Genomic DNA, 14,153 nt, shown 5'->3' with positions numbered 1-14,153 from the left:
ATCCCGGAGTTGGGGAACTATGGAATCGTCATTCCTTTGTGGATTGTTCGTATTCGGCGATGCCGGGGTGGTCGACGCTGCTGGTGTAGCGGTAGGCGCCGGCGATGGACAGGCCGAACAGTTCGCAGAGCTGGCGGACGTCGCCGCCGGTGGCGTGGGCTTCGTCGAGGATGCGGTCCTGGCGGATGGCTTGCGCGATCATGCCGAGCCGTTTGCGGATCCACCACGGGGTCGCGGGCGTGGTGGTGTTGGCGTTGCGGTAGTGGATGAACAGGTGCGGATTGGCGGTGTCGGGCCAGGTCCGTTGTCGGTAGTCCAGGTAGGCCGACACTCGTGCCCGGACCGGCTCGGCGAGCGGCACGATGCGGTCGGGCAGGTAGAGGCGACCGTCGCGCACGTCGGCGAGCTGCAGCTGGAGCAGTTGCCAGATGCGGATGGCGTGGAAGGCCAGCAGCGCGGCCAACGCCGCGCGGGTCGGGTCGTCGGAGTTGAGCGCGCCGCGCAGCTCGGTGAGATCGATCGGTGCGGGCACGTGTTTGTCCGGGGTGGGCACGCTGATGCGCGTGGTGGGGTTGATGAAGGTGAGCTTGCGGGCCTTGAGGATCCGGAAGATCGACCGAAGCCCTTGCAGGGTGCTGCTGCGCGGACTGCCGCTGGGCGGCAGGGCGGCGAGCACGTCGTCGCGGCCGATCTCCCGCAGCGAGGGGTGGGTGCGTGCCCAGGCGCGGATGATCGGCAGCGCGTAGCCCAGCTGCGAACGCACCGTGTTGTCGGAACGGGGACGAAATCGCGGTGGGGTGGTGCTGCCGTTGCGGGCGATGTCGAACCAGACCTCGAGTTCGTGACGGATGTCCTCGGGCAGTCCGGTGATCTGCAGCTGGAACCAGCGCTCGGTGGGCGGGACGCGGTCGTCGGCGAGCATGCCGGCGACGGTCAGCACGTCGAGCACCGGGCGCACGGGGTGCCGGATGCGCGAGAGGGGCAGGACGTCGCTGGCGCGGATCGCGGCACCGGGGGTGTCTTGCATGCCCAGCAGCATCCGGATCGCCCGCTGGGCGCGTTCGGTGACGGTCCTGCTCCAGCCGTGCGCGGCGGCGTGCTCGCGCACGAACTGGTGCCAGGCGGCCTCGCGGGCCGGGTCGGGCGGCGGTGGGAATCCCTTGCGCAGTCCGGCTTTCAGGTCCCGCGGCAGTTCGAGCAGCACCAGCTGTTCGTAGGGCACCGGGTGCAGCAACGACAGGTTCGGTGGGATGGTTTTCTTGACGTAGGGCCGTTGGCCCTGTCCTTCGCGGTGCCACATGCCGGCGAAGAACAGCTGCTGCCCGAACACGTTGGCCTCGGCCAGACTGATGCTGCTGGGCCGCTGGTCGCGGTCCTGGGCGAGCAGGCTGCGCGTCTTGCAGCACAACCGGCACGACCCGCCCTCGTTGAGCGCCACCTCGTTCCCGCAGGTGTCGCACACACCCTTGTGTCGGTATTTCTCGCGCCAGCTACGGCAGCCCACGCACAGCCAACCGTAGGTGCGGGTCACGCCCCAGGCGTGGCAGTCGAGACACGAGTCGACCACGACCGTTTGTCGCGCGAGCGTGCCGGGCGACTGCCACAGCGGCGACTTCTCGCCGGGCGCGTGGCTGTGGCAGCGGGCGCACAGCCCGGACGTGTAATAGTCGTTTGTGGACCCGCATTTGCGGCACGGTGGCGGGGCGATCGGGCCGCCGGGCCAGCACTGGAAGCAGTACGGGACCTCCCGCATCGCCGGGGGACGCACCCCGCACACCCGGCAGCGGCGGGGACGCCCGGTCACGCCGGCGGCACCGATCGATGTCGCCCCAGCCGCGGGGTGATCGGCGCGACCGTGCCCGTGTCGGCCTTGCGGGGCCGACGAGCGGCGACCTTCTCCGGCTCGGGGATCAGCAGATCAGTCGGTGCGCACTCCAGCACCGCGCAGATCACGTCGAGATCATCGAGCCGGATCGTGGTGGGATTGCCGATCCACAGGTTCGACATCTTGCCCGCGCTGATATCCAATCCCGCCTCGGCGAGCCTGCGGCGCATCTCCGTGGACTTCCAGATCCCTGCCTCGGCGGCTTTCATTCGCAGGTTCCAGCGCATCGCGCTACCCTTCCTCGGTGCCCAGCCGGGCGGCCACGCGCTGGTTGGCCTTGGCCCAGGCATGTTCGACGTGCTCGGACTCCACGTGGATGTACGCGGTCGTGGTCGAGAGCCACGAGTGGCCCAAAACCTCTTGTATAGCTTTAAGATCCATGCCTCGCGCATACAGCGACGATGCACAGTAGTGCCGCAATGTATGCGGTGTCAGCCTTCCTGCCCAGTCCGGCAGCCATCGTCCGGTCGCCTCCGCCAACCCGTCCCGCAACGTCTGGTCACCAACCCGGCCACAGAATCCGGTGTGCGGGTCCTGGCGCTCACTCGGCAGCAGCGGCGCGTCGGGATGCTCCCAGTCCTCGCCGAACTGGTGACGCACTTCCACCAGCCACCAGTCCAGCAACTCGGCCACCGAGTTGATCGCCGGAACGAGCCTCGTCTTCGGGCCGCGTCCCCGGCTTCCTTTGCCGAATCGGACATGCAGCTTGCCGTACTCGCCCAGATCCCGGCGCCAGTCGCGCATGTCGAGCATGTAGGTCTCCTGGATCCGCAACCCCGCCCGGCGCCACAACGACGCCGCCAGATAGTCCCGAGCCGCAGTGCGGAACTTCCGGGCGTGCTCCAGCGAGTCCCGCCACTCGGTGAACAACAGCTCGGTTTCCTTGTCCGAGGGCGGTATTCGAGGTGTCCCGTAGTCGGCCTTGGCCGGCCGGTTGTGCTCGTCGATCGGTTGCGCCACCACACACCCGGCGAGCGCGTGAATGTCGCCCTGATAACGGCCGATCAGGAAATCGAAGAAGTGCCCGATCGCCCACGCCTTGTGCTGCACCGTCAACCGGGACCTGCCCAGATCCTTGCGCTGGCGAACCAGAAACCGGTCCGCGTCAGCAGGCTCGGCTGTCCACACCGGACGACCGAGGAATTGGATGAACTCGAAGATCGCTGCTCGGTCGTTGTTCACCGTGCTGTCGCAGACTCCCGCCCCCATCGAGGCAAGCAGGTACTGATCGACGAGCTCCTGCTCGAAGTCCTCCAGGTCCTGGGTCGTGCTCAGCTTCCGCGGCCCGCGCAGCGACCGCACCACCGCCAGCCCCACCGCGCCTCCCGACCGTGTCCCCGAGTTGAACGGAAACGACAATGCCTCATCAACATCGGCAGCCTGTCGGAAATCCTGACGTCATGTCAGAGAGTCCACACCATCGAGTGAGAGCGCGCTGGCCAGCGCCCCAGCGTCGACAAAGAACAGCCAGCACCGACGAACACCGGGAAGTTCCGGTAACAGACCCGGCCGAGTTGGCGCAGTACGCGGACCACGAATCTAGCACGGACGACGGCGGCGCGTTCGTCGATCTCGGCGTCGACGACACCGAACTGGCTCTCGATGCGGACGCTGACGGCCACGTCGACCTCGACAGCGCTGCCTGATCCGCACTGCCGTTGCGGGTCGCTCAAGGGCATGGCGGGGCGGCTGTCGCAGTGGCAGGCCGATTTCGACGCCGAACGGCACGCAAGCGGTGCCGTCATCTGCGACTCGTGCCCCTGCAACCCGTCCGCGCCTACCCCGACGCACGAAGGCCAAACGAACGCCGGACGACACGCGGCCTGAATCCGCACCTTTGCGACTTTTCCTTGCGAAAGAGGGGCTTTCTGATGTCATCCGCTCAATCCGTTGTCGCTTCGGCGAGGACGCTTGCGTCGCCGTTGCAGGACTACCTGCGCGATCCCGGTGCTGCAGTGCGCGCTCTCGTCGCGGCACTGCGGGAATTCGCGCTGTCCTGGGGGCCGCTCGTCGGGCCGGCCGTGGCGCTGGCGGTGGCCGCCATTGTGGTCGGGCGACGGTGGTGGGCGCGCCGGTGCCATGACCGGATGGTGGCCGACGCCCGGGTGGTCACCGTGCTCGCTCCGCCCACGGTCGATCCGGACGGCGCGGCGGCCTTGTACTCGAACCTGGTCGGGCTGTTGCGGTCCGGCTGGAAACGGCGGATGCACGGCCAGCCGCACATCGTGTGGGAGTACGTGTTCTCCCAGACCGGGGTCGCCCTGCGGCTGTGGCTGCCGGGCGTGGTACCGCCTGGCATGGCCGAACGCGCCATCGAGGCTGCCTGGCCCGGCGCGCACACCCGGACCGCGCCGGCCAAGCCGCCGATCCCCTTGGCCAATCCGCCGGGCAAAGCGGTCGAGGCCGTGGGCGGCGAACTGCGCCTGGCCCGCAGCGAGGCATTGCCCATCCGGTCGGACTTCCCCACCGACCCCGTCCGGGCCTTGCTGGGCGCACCGGCAGGCATGGCCACCCACGAACGGGCCGTGGTGCAGATCCTCGCGCGCCCGGTCACCGGCGCGCGTGTCCGCACAGCCCGCCGAGCTGCCCGCCGGGTCCGCACGGGCAGCTCGGCCCGGCTGGCCGGTCGCCTCCTGGACCTGATCACCCCGCACACCGGATCGCGCAAGCCCGCCACGACCGCGAAGCGGCCGGTCGTCGATCACCAGACCTCGCTGGAAACCTCGGCGCAGGACCGGGTCATCGTGGCCAAGCAGCGCAGCTCCCAGTACGAGACCCGCATCCGGTACGCCGTGGCCACCCTGGTCGACGAGCACGCGACCAGTACTGAGCGGGTTCCGGTGCGGGAACACCTGCGCGGACGCGGGCATGCCATCGCCAGCGCGTTCGCGGCCTACAGCGAACACAACTACTACCGTCGCGTCCGGCTCGCGCGTCCGGTCCAGTCCGTGGCCGAACGGCGCCTCGCCTCCGGCGATCTGCTCTCGATCGCTGAGCTGGCCGCGCTCGCTCACGTCCCGACCGACGAGGCCGTGCCCGGTTTGCAGCGCGCCGGAGCGAAGGCGGTGCCGCCGCCACCGGGGATCGCCACCGAGGGCGCCGGAGTGAAACCGATCGGAATCACCGACTCCGGCCACTCCCGACCGGTGGGGCTGCGCGTCGCCGACGCGCGCCATCACCTGCACATCCTCGGTGCGACCGGGTCAGGCAAGTCCGAGCTGATGGCGCGGATGATCCTCGACGACGCCGAAGCCGGCCGCGGCCTGGTCGTGATCGATCCCAAGGGAGATCTGGTCGCGGACACCTTGATGCGGCTGCCCTCGCGGCTCGGGGAGAAGGTGGTGCTCTTCGACGCCGACAGCCGTTCCCTCCCGCCCGTGCTCAATCCGCTCGAAGGCGACGACACCGCGCGCACCGTGGACAACCTGGTGTCGATCTTCTCCCACGTCTACGCCTCCAGCTGGGGGCCGCGCACCGAGGACATCCTGCGCTCCGGGCTGCTGACCCTGCGCGAGCTGCCCGGCACACCCACGCTGACCGACCTGCCGAAACTGCTCACGGTGCCCGCCTTCCGGCAGCGAGCGCTCGAACAGATCTCCGACGACGTCCTGACCGGGTTCTGGCACTGGTACGACGATCTGTCCGACGCCAGCCGGGCGCAGGTCGTCGCGCCCCTGATGAACAAGCTCCGCGGCCTGCTGCTGCGCCCGTTCGTGCGAGCATCCCTCGCCGGCGGCCAGTCCACAGTAGACATGGACGCGGTCCTCGACGGCGGGATCTGCCTGGTGCGCCTGGGCAAAGACGCGCTCGGGATGGACACCGCGCGACTGATCGGCTCGATCGTCGTCGCCCGCACGTGGCAGGCCGCCACCCGGCGCGCCCGGATACCGCAACGCGACCGCCACGACGCGTCGCTCTATATCGACGAGTGCCACAACTTCCTCAACCTGGCGTACCCGATGGAGGACATGCTCGCCGAAGCCCGCGGCTACCGGATGTCGATGACGCTTGCGCACCAGTACCTGCGGCAGCTGCCGCGCGAACTGGAAGAAGGCATCAGCACCAACGCCCGCTCGAAGATCATTTTCTCGGCGTCGCCCGAAGACGCCCGGCACCTGGCCCGGCACACCGCGCCCCGGCTCTCCGAACACGACCTCGCCAACCTCGGCCGGTTCCACATCGCCGCGCGACTGGTGCTCGACAGCGAGGAAGCTCCCCCGTTCACCGCAGTCACCCAGAAGCTCCCGCCCGCGATTCCCGGCCGGGCCAAAGAAATCCGGCGGCTCGCGCTCGTGAACACCAAGCCTCGAAACACGCCCGATCCGGCCGAAAACGCCCAGCCGGTGGCGTTCGACCCGCGCCGCGCGGCCTGACCCGCTCAGCTATTTCCGTTTGCCCGCAGGGCGTTCCCGCGTCCCGCACGTCTGGAGGTGCACTCACGATGGTCAGCAATCCCACCCCGCAGCGACAATTGCGGGCACATCGGCCCGAACGAACTGCGGCGCGGGTGCTCAACACGGCCGAGCATCACGCGTGGCTGGCCCGGCATCTCACCGACCGGGACCGGTGGCTGTGCCGAATGCTGTTCGAACACCACGTCCTCACCAGCACCCAGATCATCGACGTCGCCTTCACCGGTCGCCGCAGCGCGAACCTGCGCCTGCGCAACCTCTATCAATGGGGCGTGCTGCACCGGTTCCAGCCCCACCGCGACCGCGGCTCGCACCCGATGCACTACGTCCTCGACACCGCCGGAGCGGTCGCGCTGGCCCGCGAGGACGGCATCGACCCCAAGGAACTGGGCTACAGCCGTGAACGCGAGATCGGACGCGCGTTCTCGCTGCAACTGGCGCACACCGTGGGCTGCAACGGGCTGTTCACCACCCTGATCCGCCGAGCCCGTCAACCCGGCACCGCTGGTGTGCTCGCGGCGTGGTGGTCGGCCGCCCGGTGCGGCCGGCACTGGGGCGACATCGTCACCCCGGACGGCTACGGCCGCTGGCGCGAGGCCGGCAGGGAGGTCGAGTGGTTCATCGAGTTCGACTTCGGCACCGAGCAACTGTCCCGCCTGGCAGGCAAGCTCGCCCGCTACGAGCGACTGGCCGAGGTCACGGGCATCACCACACCCGTGCTGGTGTGGCTGCCCAGCGCCAGGCGCGAAGTCAATGCACGCAGCGCGATGGCCGAGGCGCTGCGGGGTCTCGACCGGCCTGCACGCGTACCCGTGGCGACCAGCAGCGGCGAGGCCGCGGCTGACCCGCTCGACATGGCCGCGCCGCGCTGGCGACGGCTCGACGAGTCCGGCACCGCCGGTCGAGTGGCGCTGGCGGGCCTGCCCGCCCTCTGGCCGGGCCTGCGCGCCTCGGCTCCCGGCGGCGGGCAGCGTCCGGCGGCCGCGACGCCCGTCGCCACGCGTGCGGAGGTGGCCCCGCCCGCACCGATGCCCCCGTCCGACCCCGCGCATCCGTGGAGGTGACGCGTCATGGGCAAGGTGGCCGCCGCCGGTGCCGGGTTCGTCGTCGTGATCATGCTCTTCATCGGCGGCGGTGCCGTCGCTGTGGTTCAAGCCGTATTCGGCAGTTCCAGCAGTTCCGCCAGCGGTGTGAACTGCGCCCCCGTCGGGGCGAGCGCGTCCTCGGCAGCGGGGTACGGACCGCAGGAGATGAGCAACGCGGCGACGATCGTCGCTGTCGGCAAACGGATGAACGTGCCCGAGCGGGGCTGGGTCATCGCGGTCGCCACGGCGCTCACCGAGTCACGGCTGAAGAACCTGAACTACGGCGATCGCGACAGCGTCGGCTTGTTCCAGCAGAGGCCGTCGCAAGGCTGGGGAACGGTCGCGCAGATCATGGACCCCGCCTACAGCAGCGAGCAGTTCTACCGGCATCTGCTGGCGCTGCCGAACTGGCAGAACATGCCGGTCACCGTTGCCGCCCAGACCGTGCAGCGATCAGGATTTCCCGGCCGCTACGCGAAATTCGAGCCAGCAGCGCGCCAGATCGTCGGGGCCGTCCAAGGTGCCACCTGTACGACCAGTGCGAACACCGGCGGCTGGACGACCCCGACGAGCGGCACTTGCACCTCCAGATTCGGGTACCGCGGCAGCGAATTCCACAAAGGACTCGACATCGCCGCGCCCATCGGCACTCCGATCCTGGCAGCCAACTCCGGCACCGTGATCAGCTCAGGCCCGGCGTCCGGCTACGGCCTCTGGATCCGCATCCAGCACGGGGACGGGATCGTGACGATCTACGGCCACAACGACCACAACCTGGTCCGCGAAGGCCAATCCGTTCACGCCGGCCAGCCCATCGCCGCGGTCGGAAATCGGGGAGCTTCCACCGGAGCGCACCTGCACCTGCAAATCGAGGTCAACGGGCAGGCCGTCGACCCAGTAGAGTTCTACCGGCAGCGAGGAGGCCAGCTCTGCCGATAGCAGCGCACCGTCGCGGGTGCCCGGGACGAGCCTCCGTGACGTTCCCAGAGCGCTCCGGCGCATGACGCTGGCTCCGACAACCGCCCAGACGCGTGAATCCGGCTACTCGTCCGCCGGAGCACCCTTGAGGTGGTTGTAAAGGTTCGCGCGGCTGAGGCCGACCTCCTTGGAGATTTTGGTCTTCGGCACACCGGCCTTGTCCGCTTCACGGATATCGGCGAGCCGCTCCGTCCGTTCGACCTTCCGCTGCTGGAGCAGGATCTCCCGCATCTCCTGCAGAGAGCTTTCCACGTCGCGGATGCTCTCCAAGGCGGTTTCGATCGCTTCGATGCGCTGTCGGCGGGCGCGCAGCTGCGCGATGTGCTCGTCCTTGTCCATCTGCGGCCCTCTCTCGCGTTGCCAGGGTCGGCCGGCCTCTGAGCGTGACCAACTATCTGTTTGCCGCCCTGTTTCCCTAGACACCTTACCGAGACAGCCGCGGTCAGCGGGGGGTGTAGTGACCCGAGGGCCCCGGTCGCGAACCACCTGCTGAGCCTGCTTCAACGGAGTTCCGGCGCGTCATCGGAGTCCGCGGGTGGCGGCCACCTCGTCGACACAGGTCACGGCGGTAGCCATCCCGGTACGCAGCAATCCGTGGGTCCCGCCGGACCCACCGCATCGATCGATCACGGCTTTGCGAGCCGGTCGCCCTGGCTGTCAGCGGCTCGCCTGCTGGCCGAGTGGGCGATTCCGCGTGCCACTATGGGTGGGTACCCAGACCATCTGGCTCGACCGTGAGGGCGCAATGGGTTTCTTATCAGGGCCGCGACAGATTTCGGTTCGAGGTTTTCTCGGCCGCCGGTTCCGCACCATGAGCGATGGCGGTTATCCGGGCCTGGTCTTTCTCCTGGCGCGCACGGCCGACAATCCGAAGCTGCACGAGCGGTTCTTCGCGGAGTGGACTGACATGCACGACGTGACGCGTCGCTGTCTGGCAATCATCACCCCTGCGCCGGGAAGCATCACTCTTGAGCATCAGGACCCGTGGCGGGCGGGCCGCGAGCAGGCCGTCGACCTGTGCGGCGTGCAGTGCTTGGGCGATACAAAGAGGCTTACCGAGCCGGCATTGAACGCTCGATCGTGCACGGACATCGACGCACGACCCGACATGGTGGTCGCCCCGGTGCTGCCAGGAAAGTTGCAGTCGTACCGGAAGGCATTGACGGTCGCGGTCAGCGAAATGCGCACATTTTTCGGTGTTTCTGAAGCATTGCTGCCTTGCACGGTGTTCGTCTCCATGTTTGAACGCCGTGTCTTCATTGTGGCACTGGATGACATGACCAGCCTGTATGGTTTTCTAAAGCGAATCAGGATTGAGCTGGAGCCGGTGCTGAACGAGCTCGACATGGCTGAGGCGGAACTCGCCGAGGCGAAGGTGGTCCGGGCAGAACACCATCGCCGTGTTGGCGACCTGCGCTGGAAGGCAAGGAGCGTGAACTTCGAGTGGCACGCGCAGCTGGCACGGTTGGCACAAGACTTGCTCAAGCTCACCGGGAGCCTGGCCGACGAAGAGGCCGAGCTGTGCCGGCAGGTGGCCGCTGACCTGGCCAGCGGCCAGGAGTTGACCCCCGAGAAGCGAGCATCGGCGCGGACTCTGGCCCGCAGGCTCAGTGAGGCTCGTATGCATGGGAAGATGCCGCGTCGATTGCGGCGGGCCATCGCCAAATTTGAGGCTGGCTACCCGGGCACGCACGACGTTGCGGTACGGATGGCGCAGGCGGTCGGCGAGCAAGACGCGCACCAGCGCACGATCGGCCGACTGAAAGCACGGATCGACGACCTCGGCCGGGAACTACGCCTCGGCGCGGCGCTTGTCACTGCCGCCAAGGACGGGACGACCGCCAGGAACATAGTCCAGGCCAACACGATCGGTACCGTGCACTTCCACCAACACGGCAAGGAGCGCCCCGGGCCAGCCGATCGACAAAGCCCAGCAGAGAGCAGTAGCTAAGCAGGTGCATCAGTTGCTCCGGTCGACGCCTGGCACCTCGTATGCTTCGACGACCTCCGGCGGCATCTCCTCCGTGGTGCGGTGTCCGCGCAGCTTGTGCCAGGCGACGGTCCAGGTGGCCTCTTTCTCTCCGGGCTGCGGCGGCGGGAAGACCGGGTTCGGCACAGTCACCGACTTCTTGTTGACCCGGCGTACCCGCATCCACATGTTGTTGTAGAGCACCCAGTCGCCCTTGCTCACGGTGTCCGGCCCCAGCGTGGACGCCTTGCCCTCAGCCTGGAGCTGGGCGTAGATGCCCTTCCAGTAGTCGATCTGCTCGGTGAGGGTGGTGATTTCGCGCCGCAGGTAGGCTGCGCGCTCCTCGCCGGGACGCCTGGTTACCCAGCGGTCCCGCGGTTGGCCGTGCTCGTCGGTCTCGGTCACCCAGCCCGGTTCGCCGTCAAGTTCGCGCTGAAGACGCCGGCGGTCGGCTTCCTGCGTCTCGATCCGGTTGGCCACGGTGACCGGGTTGTGGCGGGCGCCCATGTGGTGCGACGCGGTGTCGGCGCGGCGCGCCAGCTCGTCGGCGTACTCGCCCTGGTTGATGGATTTGCCGAGGTTGTTCCACGCGCGCTCGCGACGGTTGAGGTCGGCCCGGTAGCTGTAGTGGTCGACCAGCAGCGGCTGGCCCATCGGGATGTTGTGGAAAACGTAGTCGGCTTTCGCCCGCGTGGCGTCGGCCTGGGCCTGGTGTTTCCCTGAGCGCTCGGTGAGCCGGTCGGCCCGGTCGTCCATCCGGTCGGCGAGATCGGCCTCTCGCTGTTCGACGCTGGGCATCGTGTCGTCGACGTCGCGCTCGACCGTGTAGCCCGCATCGGTGAGCACGCGCTCGATCTCGGCGAGGGCGTACGGCTTGGACTGGCGATGCCGAGAGGATCGCAACAGCCACGCCGCGGCGTAACGGGACCAGGTCCATGACGGATGGGCCTTCAGCGCCAAGTGCGCAGGACTGTTACGAGTGGTTCCCTCGACGGTGGTGCCGGACTCGTAGTCGTGGTGCATTGTCAGAGTTCCTAGGGACATGGCGATGTGCCTCCTTCGTTTCAGTTCATAGGTGGTGCGGGGCTGTCTTGTTCAGTCCACCTACAGCCGGGCGGGTCATCAGTGGTCGCGGGTCTCAATCCGTCGTTCGCGGGAATGTCGCCAAGAACGCGGCGACACGGGCGGCCTCGCTCGGAGCGACCGAGAAGGCGAAGGCCACGTGTCCGCCGTTGCGGGGCACCGTGGCGGTGCCGACCAGAGGACCCTGGTAGCGCACGATCGCTTCCTGCGGGTCGTGGCCGAGCGGGCTGGGGCCGGGCGCGTGGACGGTCGCGCCGAACGGGTCCGCGATGGCGTGCGCGAGCCGGTCGCGCGCGGCGGCCTGGTCATCGACTCGTTGTTTCAGCTCGCGGGTTTCCGCGAGGGTGACCCGGTAGCCGGGCAGCAGTCGCCGGGCAGTCTCAGCGGCGACCGTTTCGGGTGTCTTTGCCGGGGACACCGTGATTTCGTGTGACGGCACCGGGTTGCCATGGCGATGCCGGATAGTCGCCAGGTCGGCCGGGAGGCCGACGGACAGCCTGAGCCGTGGTGTCTTCTCCCAGTCGGAATAGCACACGTGAAGCTGTTCACCGTCTGGGCCGATGAGGCATCGGTCACGGTGACCGTGGTGGCCCGGTCCGACCGTCCATGTCCCGTCGAGCGCTTCCGCCATCGCTGCCGCGAATGCCTGTATCTCCATGGGTTGTTTTCCTTTCTGTGTCGCGGTTGGTGTGCCCTACAACTGGTTCGGGCGTCGGCTATGGCCATCTCGCGGCCACGGCACCCGCGCGGCGATCGGCCGCGCGGGCACCGAAGCGGCGACAGTCCTTTTCAGACCGAGGCCAGCACCTTGCCGAGCGTCGTCACGGTGTCCTGGTCGAGCGCGTCGGCTTTTCCGTCCACCGCGCGGGACATGTTGCGTTCGGCGCGGGAGGCGTTGCGCACGATCGCTTCGTGGTGGGTGTAGGTGTTGATGGCCTGCACCACTCCCCACGCGGTACCGCGCCACGGGCTGACCCGGTTGTCGGTGTTCCACAACCGGTTGAGCGCGGCCCGTTCGTTCGTCGCGGTAGTGCGGGCACGTCCCTTCTCCTCGGGCACCGGAGTGTGTGCGTCCAGGAAGGCGCGCCATGCCTGGTCGGTCACGGTCGTTTCGCACAGGGCCTTGACCTCGGCGGCGAATTCCTCGGCCACCGTGTGGACCATGACGAGCGCGTCACGGGCCTCCACGATGCGGAACTTGCCGTTCTTGGAGTGCTTGACCTTGAACTGCTGGCCGTACTCGCGCAGCCCGGCCGACATCGTGTTGTCGCACACCACGTTGGTCACGGTGCGCTTGTAGGTGGTGGCAAGGCTGCCGTCGTGGCTGGTGCAGGCGACCAGGTTCGGCCGGAACTCCACGCCTTCCGGGGTGGTGATGTTCTCGGGCACTTCCACGCTCACCCAGGCCTGTCGGCGGTCGCGCAGCAGGCCCGCGGAACCGATCGACAGACCGTCGTCCAGGATGGTGCCGACCTTGTCCAACAGCCATTCCTGGTATTGGTGCACGGTGTAGCCGTCGGCGAAGATCCCGAGGACGTCACCGGTATCCGATGCGGTGATGGCTTGCTTGTTGGGCACGCGGCGAAGGCCGAACTTGCCCGCCACAAGCACCGGTTCCGGTTCGGCGGTCCAGTAGAACAAGCGCCGCTGCACGTCGGCGACCGGAACGGGTCCGGGGTAGTGGTTCGGCTCGCTGCCTTGTGCCGATGCCCGGTAGTGCCATGCGTGCCCGCGCTTGTCGGTGAATCCAATCAGAACGTTGTTGTTGAGCCATTCGCTGGTTTCTTTGGACATGACAAACCCACTTTCGTTAAGGGAAACCGTTGTGCGGTCACGGCGTCCGCACGCCTACGCGCGCGGCACCGAAACGCCACAACACCATGCGGTTAGTTGCCACAGTCAGATCGCGTCAATTCTTCCGCCCGGCTCACTGCGGCATGTTGTGAAAGCCACGCACGTTTTTGCCGTAGGGGTAGACAACCGGGTAACAGTGTTCGCAGCCACGCAATGTTTCGCGAACGTCCGACATGGTTACGGTGTGATTGCCGTGCCGGTATCCGTCGACCATGACCGAAACGCATTCGCAGTCGTCTTCTGCGTAGTATTCGGCGCAGTCGTAATGCAGTGGCTCATCACAAGCGCTTTCGAGCCACTTGTCGCACTCGATGCATTGCCGATATCCCAGCTCGAACATGATGTGGTCGATATCCCAGCCGTGGCAGTCGGTACACAAGGTCTGCCCGTCATCGCTCAACGCCGAAACGACGTCCGCCGCGCCTTCCTCGGGCACGTCGTAGCAGGCGATCAGCACGCGCGCGGCATTCTCGGATTCCCGCCCTGACAGGTCTTCGTCGTCGAGCAGCGGGTATCCGGCGAGAGCAGCACCGATACGGTCGGCGGCCGCACGTGCGGCGGAATCGCCGTAGTCGTAGGCAAGAAGACCGTTCCACTCGGCCGCTTTGCCGGGTGCCGCTTCCTCCATGAGCCGCACCGCCGCGTGCCCGTTGGACACGTCCGCCAGGTGGGCGCACTGGTGCCCGGTGAGGTAATCGCCGGGAATTGGCAGCGGATCACCGCCCGATCCGAGCACGAAGCCGAATCCGGACCAGTCATTATCTCGGACGCAGTCTTCACCGTCCCATGTCCCGTAACGGAAATTCTGCCTGAAGAACAAGTGCGCATCTTCGGAAAAAGAAATTTCAGGGTTGTTCATGATTGGCACTCCCAGCGGGTGCGGATTG

Annotated in this window: 13 protein-coding genes; 5 read left to right on the top strand and 8 right to left on the bottom strand. The window is 67.6% G+C overall.

The window, feature by feature from the left end; translation table 11 throughout:
* Window positions 1-28: 28 nt before the first annotated feature.
* Genes ATK30_RS28010 through ATK30_RS28000 form a run of 3 tightly spaced genes read right to left on the bottom strand, consistent with a single transcriptional unit; the run spans window position 29 to window position 3,202 of the window.
* Complete coding sequence (locus ATK30_RS28010) at window positions 29-1,804, bottom strand: hypothetical protein (protein WP_101434544.1); 1,776 nt, start codon at window positions 1,802-1,804, stop codon at window positions 29-31.
* Window positions 1,801-2,112: a helix-turn-helix domain-containing protein gene (locus tag ATK30_RS28005; protein ID WP_101434545.1), complete on the bottom strand. Its 312-nt coding sequence runs from the start codon at window positions 2,110-2,112 to the stop codon at window positions 1,801-1,803. Before ATK30_RS28005 ends, ATK30_RS28010 begins: the two co-directional genes overlap by 4 nt.
* Window positions 2,113-2,116: 4 nt before the next feature.
* A complete protein-coding gene (locus ATK30_RS28000; protein WP_101434546.1) occupies window positions 2,117-3,202 on the bottom strand; it encodes a tyrosine-type recombinase/integrase in 1,086 nt (361 codons plus the stop codon).
* A 197-nt stretch (window positions 3,203-3,399) separates the two neighbouring features.
* Here ATK30_RS28000 and ATK30_RS46935 point away from each other — a divergent pair, with 197 nt between their 5' ends.
* The 4 genes from ATK30_RS46935 (at window position 3,400) to ATK30_RS27985 (ending at window position 8,321) form a co-directional block, all read left to right on the top strand.
* Window positions 3,400-3,531, top strand: a complete 132-nt coding sequence (locus tag ATK30_RS46935) for a hypothetical protein (RefSeq protein WP_255806977.1) — start codon at window positions 3,400-3,402, stop codon at window positions 3,529-3,531.
* Between the two features lie 225 nt (window positions 3,532-3,756).
* On the top strand, window positions 3,757-6,258 hold the full coding sequence (locus ATK30_RS27995) for a type IV secretory system conjugative DNA transfer family protein (protein ID WP_101438028.1): 2,502 nt from the start codon (window positions 3,757-3,759) through the stop codon (window positions 6,256-6,258).
* Between the two features lie 68 nt (window positions 6,259-6,326).
* Window positions 6,327-7,361, top strand: coding sequence for a replication-relaxation family protein (locus ATK30_RS27990; protein WP_101438027.1), 1,035 nt, complete (start codon window positions 6,327-6,329; stop codon window positions 7,359-7,361).
* Between the two features lie 6 nt (window positions 7,362-7,367).
* Window positions 7,368-8,321, top strand: coding sequence for a M23 family metallopeptidase (locus ATK30_RS27985; RefSeq protein WP_101438026.1), 954 nt, complete (start codon window positions 7,368-7,370; stop codon window positions 8,319-8,321).
* Window positions 8,322-8,423: 102 nt separating this feature from the next.
* Here the strand turns inward: ATK30_RS27985 and ATK30_RS27980 are convergent, their stop codons facing one another.
* Window positions 8,424-8,699 carry a helix-turn-helix domain-containing protein gene (locus ATK30_RS27980; protein ID WP_037364558.1) on the bottom strand — a complete coding sequence of 92 codons (276 nt, stop codon included), beginning with the start codon at window positions 8,697-8,699 and terminating at the stop codon, window positions 8,424-8,426.
* 367 nt (window positions 8,700-9,066) lie between these two features.
* Between ATK30_RS27980 and ATK30_RS27975 the strand changes: the two genes are divergently transcribed.
* Complete coding sequence (locus ATK30_RS27975) at window positions 9,067-10,311, top strand: AAA family ATPase (RefSeq protein WP_143271440.1); 1,245 nt, start codon at window positions 9,067-9,069, stop codon at window positions 10,309-10,311.
* A gap of 9 nt (window positions 10,312-10,320) precedes the next feature.
* Here the strand turns inward: ATK30_RS27975 and ATK30_RS27970 are convergent, their stop codons facing one another.
* The 4 genes from ATK30_RS27970 to ATK30_RS27955 form a co-directional block, all read right to left on the bottom strand.
* Window positions 10,321-11,373: a DUF3560 domain-containing protein gene (locus ATK30_RS27970; RefSeq protein ID WP_081655199.1), complete on the bottom strand. Its 1,053-nt coding sequence runs from the start codon at window positions 11,371-11,373 to the stop codon at window positions 10,321-10,323.
* Between the two features lie 94 nt (window positions 11,374-11,467).
* Window positions 11,468-12,070 (bottom strand): hypothetical protein, encoded by a 603-nt coding sequence (locus tag ATK30_RS27965; RefSeq protein ID WP_101438025.1) that lies wholly within the window; start codon window positions 12,068-12,070, stop codon window positions 11,468-11,470.
* 131 nt (window positions 12,071-12,201) lie between these two features.
* Window positions 12,202-13,206: a DUF932 domain-containing protein gene (locus ATK30_RS27960; RefSeq protein ID WP_037364546.1), complete on the bottom strand. Its 1,005-nt coding sequence runs from the start codon at window positions 13,204-13,206 to the stop codon at window positions 12,202-12,204.
* Window positions 13,207-13,339: 133 nt separating this feature from the next.
* Window positions 13,340-14,125, bottom strand: coding sequence for a hypothetical protein (locus ATK30_RS27955; protein WP_143271439.1), 786 nt, complete (start codon window positions 14,123-14,125; stop codon window positions 13,340-13,342).
* Between the last annotated feature and the right edge of the window lie 28 nt (window positions 14,126-14,153).

Source organism: Amycolatopsis echigonensis (assembly GCF_002846615.1).
Taxonomy (GTDB): domain Bacteria; phylum Actinomycetota; class Actinomycetes; order Mycobacteriales; family Pseudonocardiaceae; genus Amycolatopsis; species Amycolatopsis echigonensis.
The sequence above is the reverse complement of the archived record's forward strand: the minus strand, read 5'-3'. Positions and strand labels throughout refer to the sequence as shown.

Coding starts and splice junctions, on each gene's coding strand:
- ATK30_RS28005 (WP_101434545.1), bottom strand. CDS start 2,112: ATGCGCTGGAACCTGCGAATGAAAGCCGCCGAGGCAGGGATCTGGAAG.
- ATK30_RS27995 (WP_101438028.1), top strand. CDS start 3,757: ATGTCATCCGCTCAATCCGTTGTCGCTTCGGCGAGGACGCTTGCGTCG.
- ATK30_RS27990 (WP_101438027.1), top strand. CDS start 6,327: ATGGTCAGCAATCCCACCCCGCAGCGACAATTGCGGGCACATCGGCCC.
- ATK30_RS27985 (WP_101438026.1), top strand. CDS start 7,368: ATGGGCAAGGTGGCCGCCGCCGGTGCCGGGTTCGTCGTCGTGATCATG.
- ATK30_RS27980 (WP_037364558.1), bottom strand. CDS start 8,699: ATGGACAAGGACGAGCACATCGCGCAGCTGCGCGCCCGCCGACAGCGC.
- ATK30_RS27970 (WP_081655199.1), bottom strand. CDS start 11,373: ATGTCCCTAGGAACTCTGACAATGCACCACGACTACGAGTCCGGCACC.
- ATK30_RS27965 (WP_101438025.1), bottom strand. CDS start 12,070: ATGGAGATACAGGCATTCGCGGCAGCGATGGCGGAAGCGCTCGACGGG.
- ATK30_RS27960 (WP_037364546.1), bottom strand. CDS start 13,206: ATGTCCAAAGAAACCAGCGAATGGCTCAACAACAACGTTCTGATTGGA.
- ATK30_RS27955 (WP_143271439.1), bottom strand. CDS start 14,125: ATGAACAACCCTGAAATTTCTTTTTCCGAAGATGCGCACTTGTTCTTC.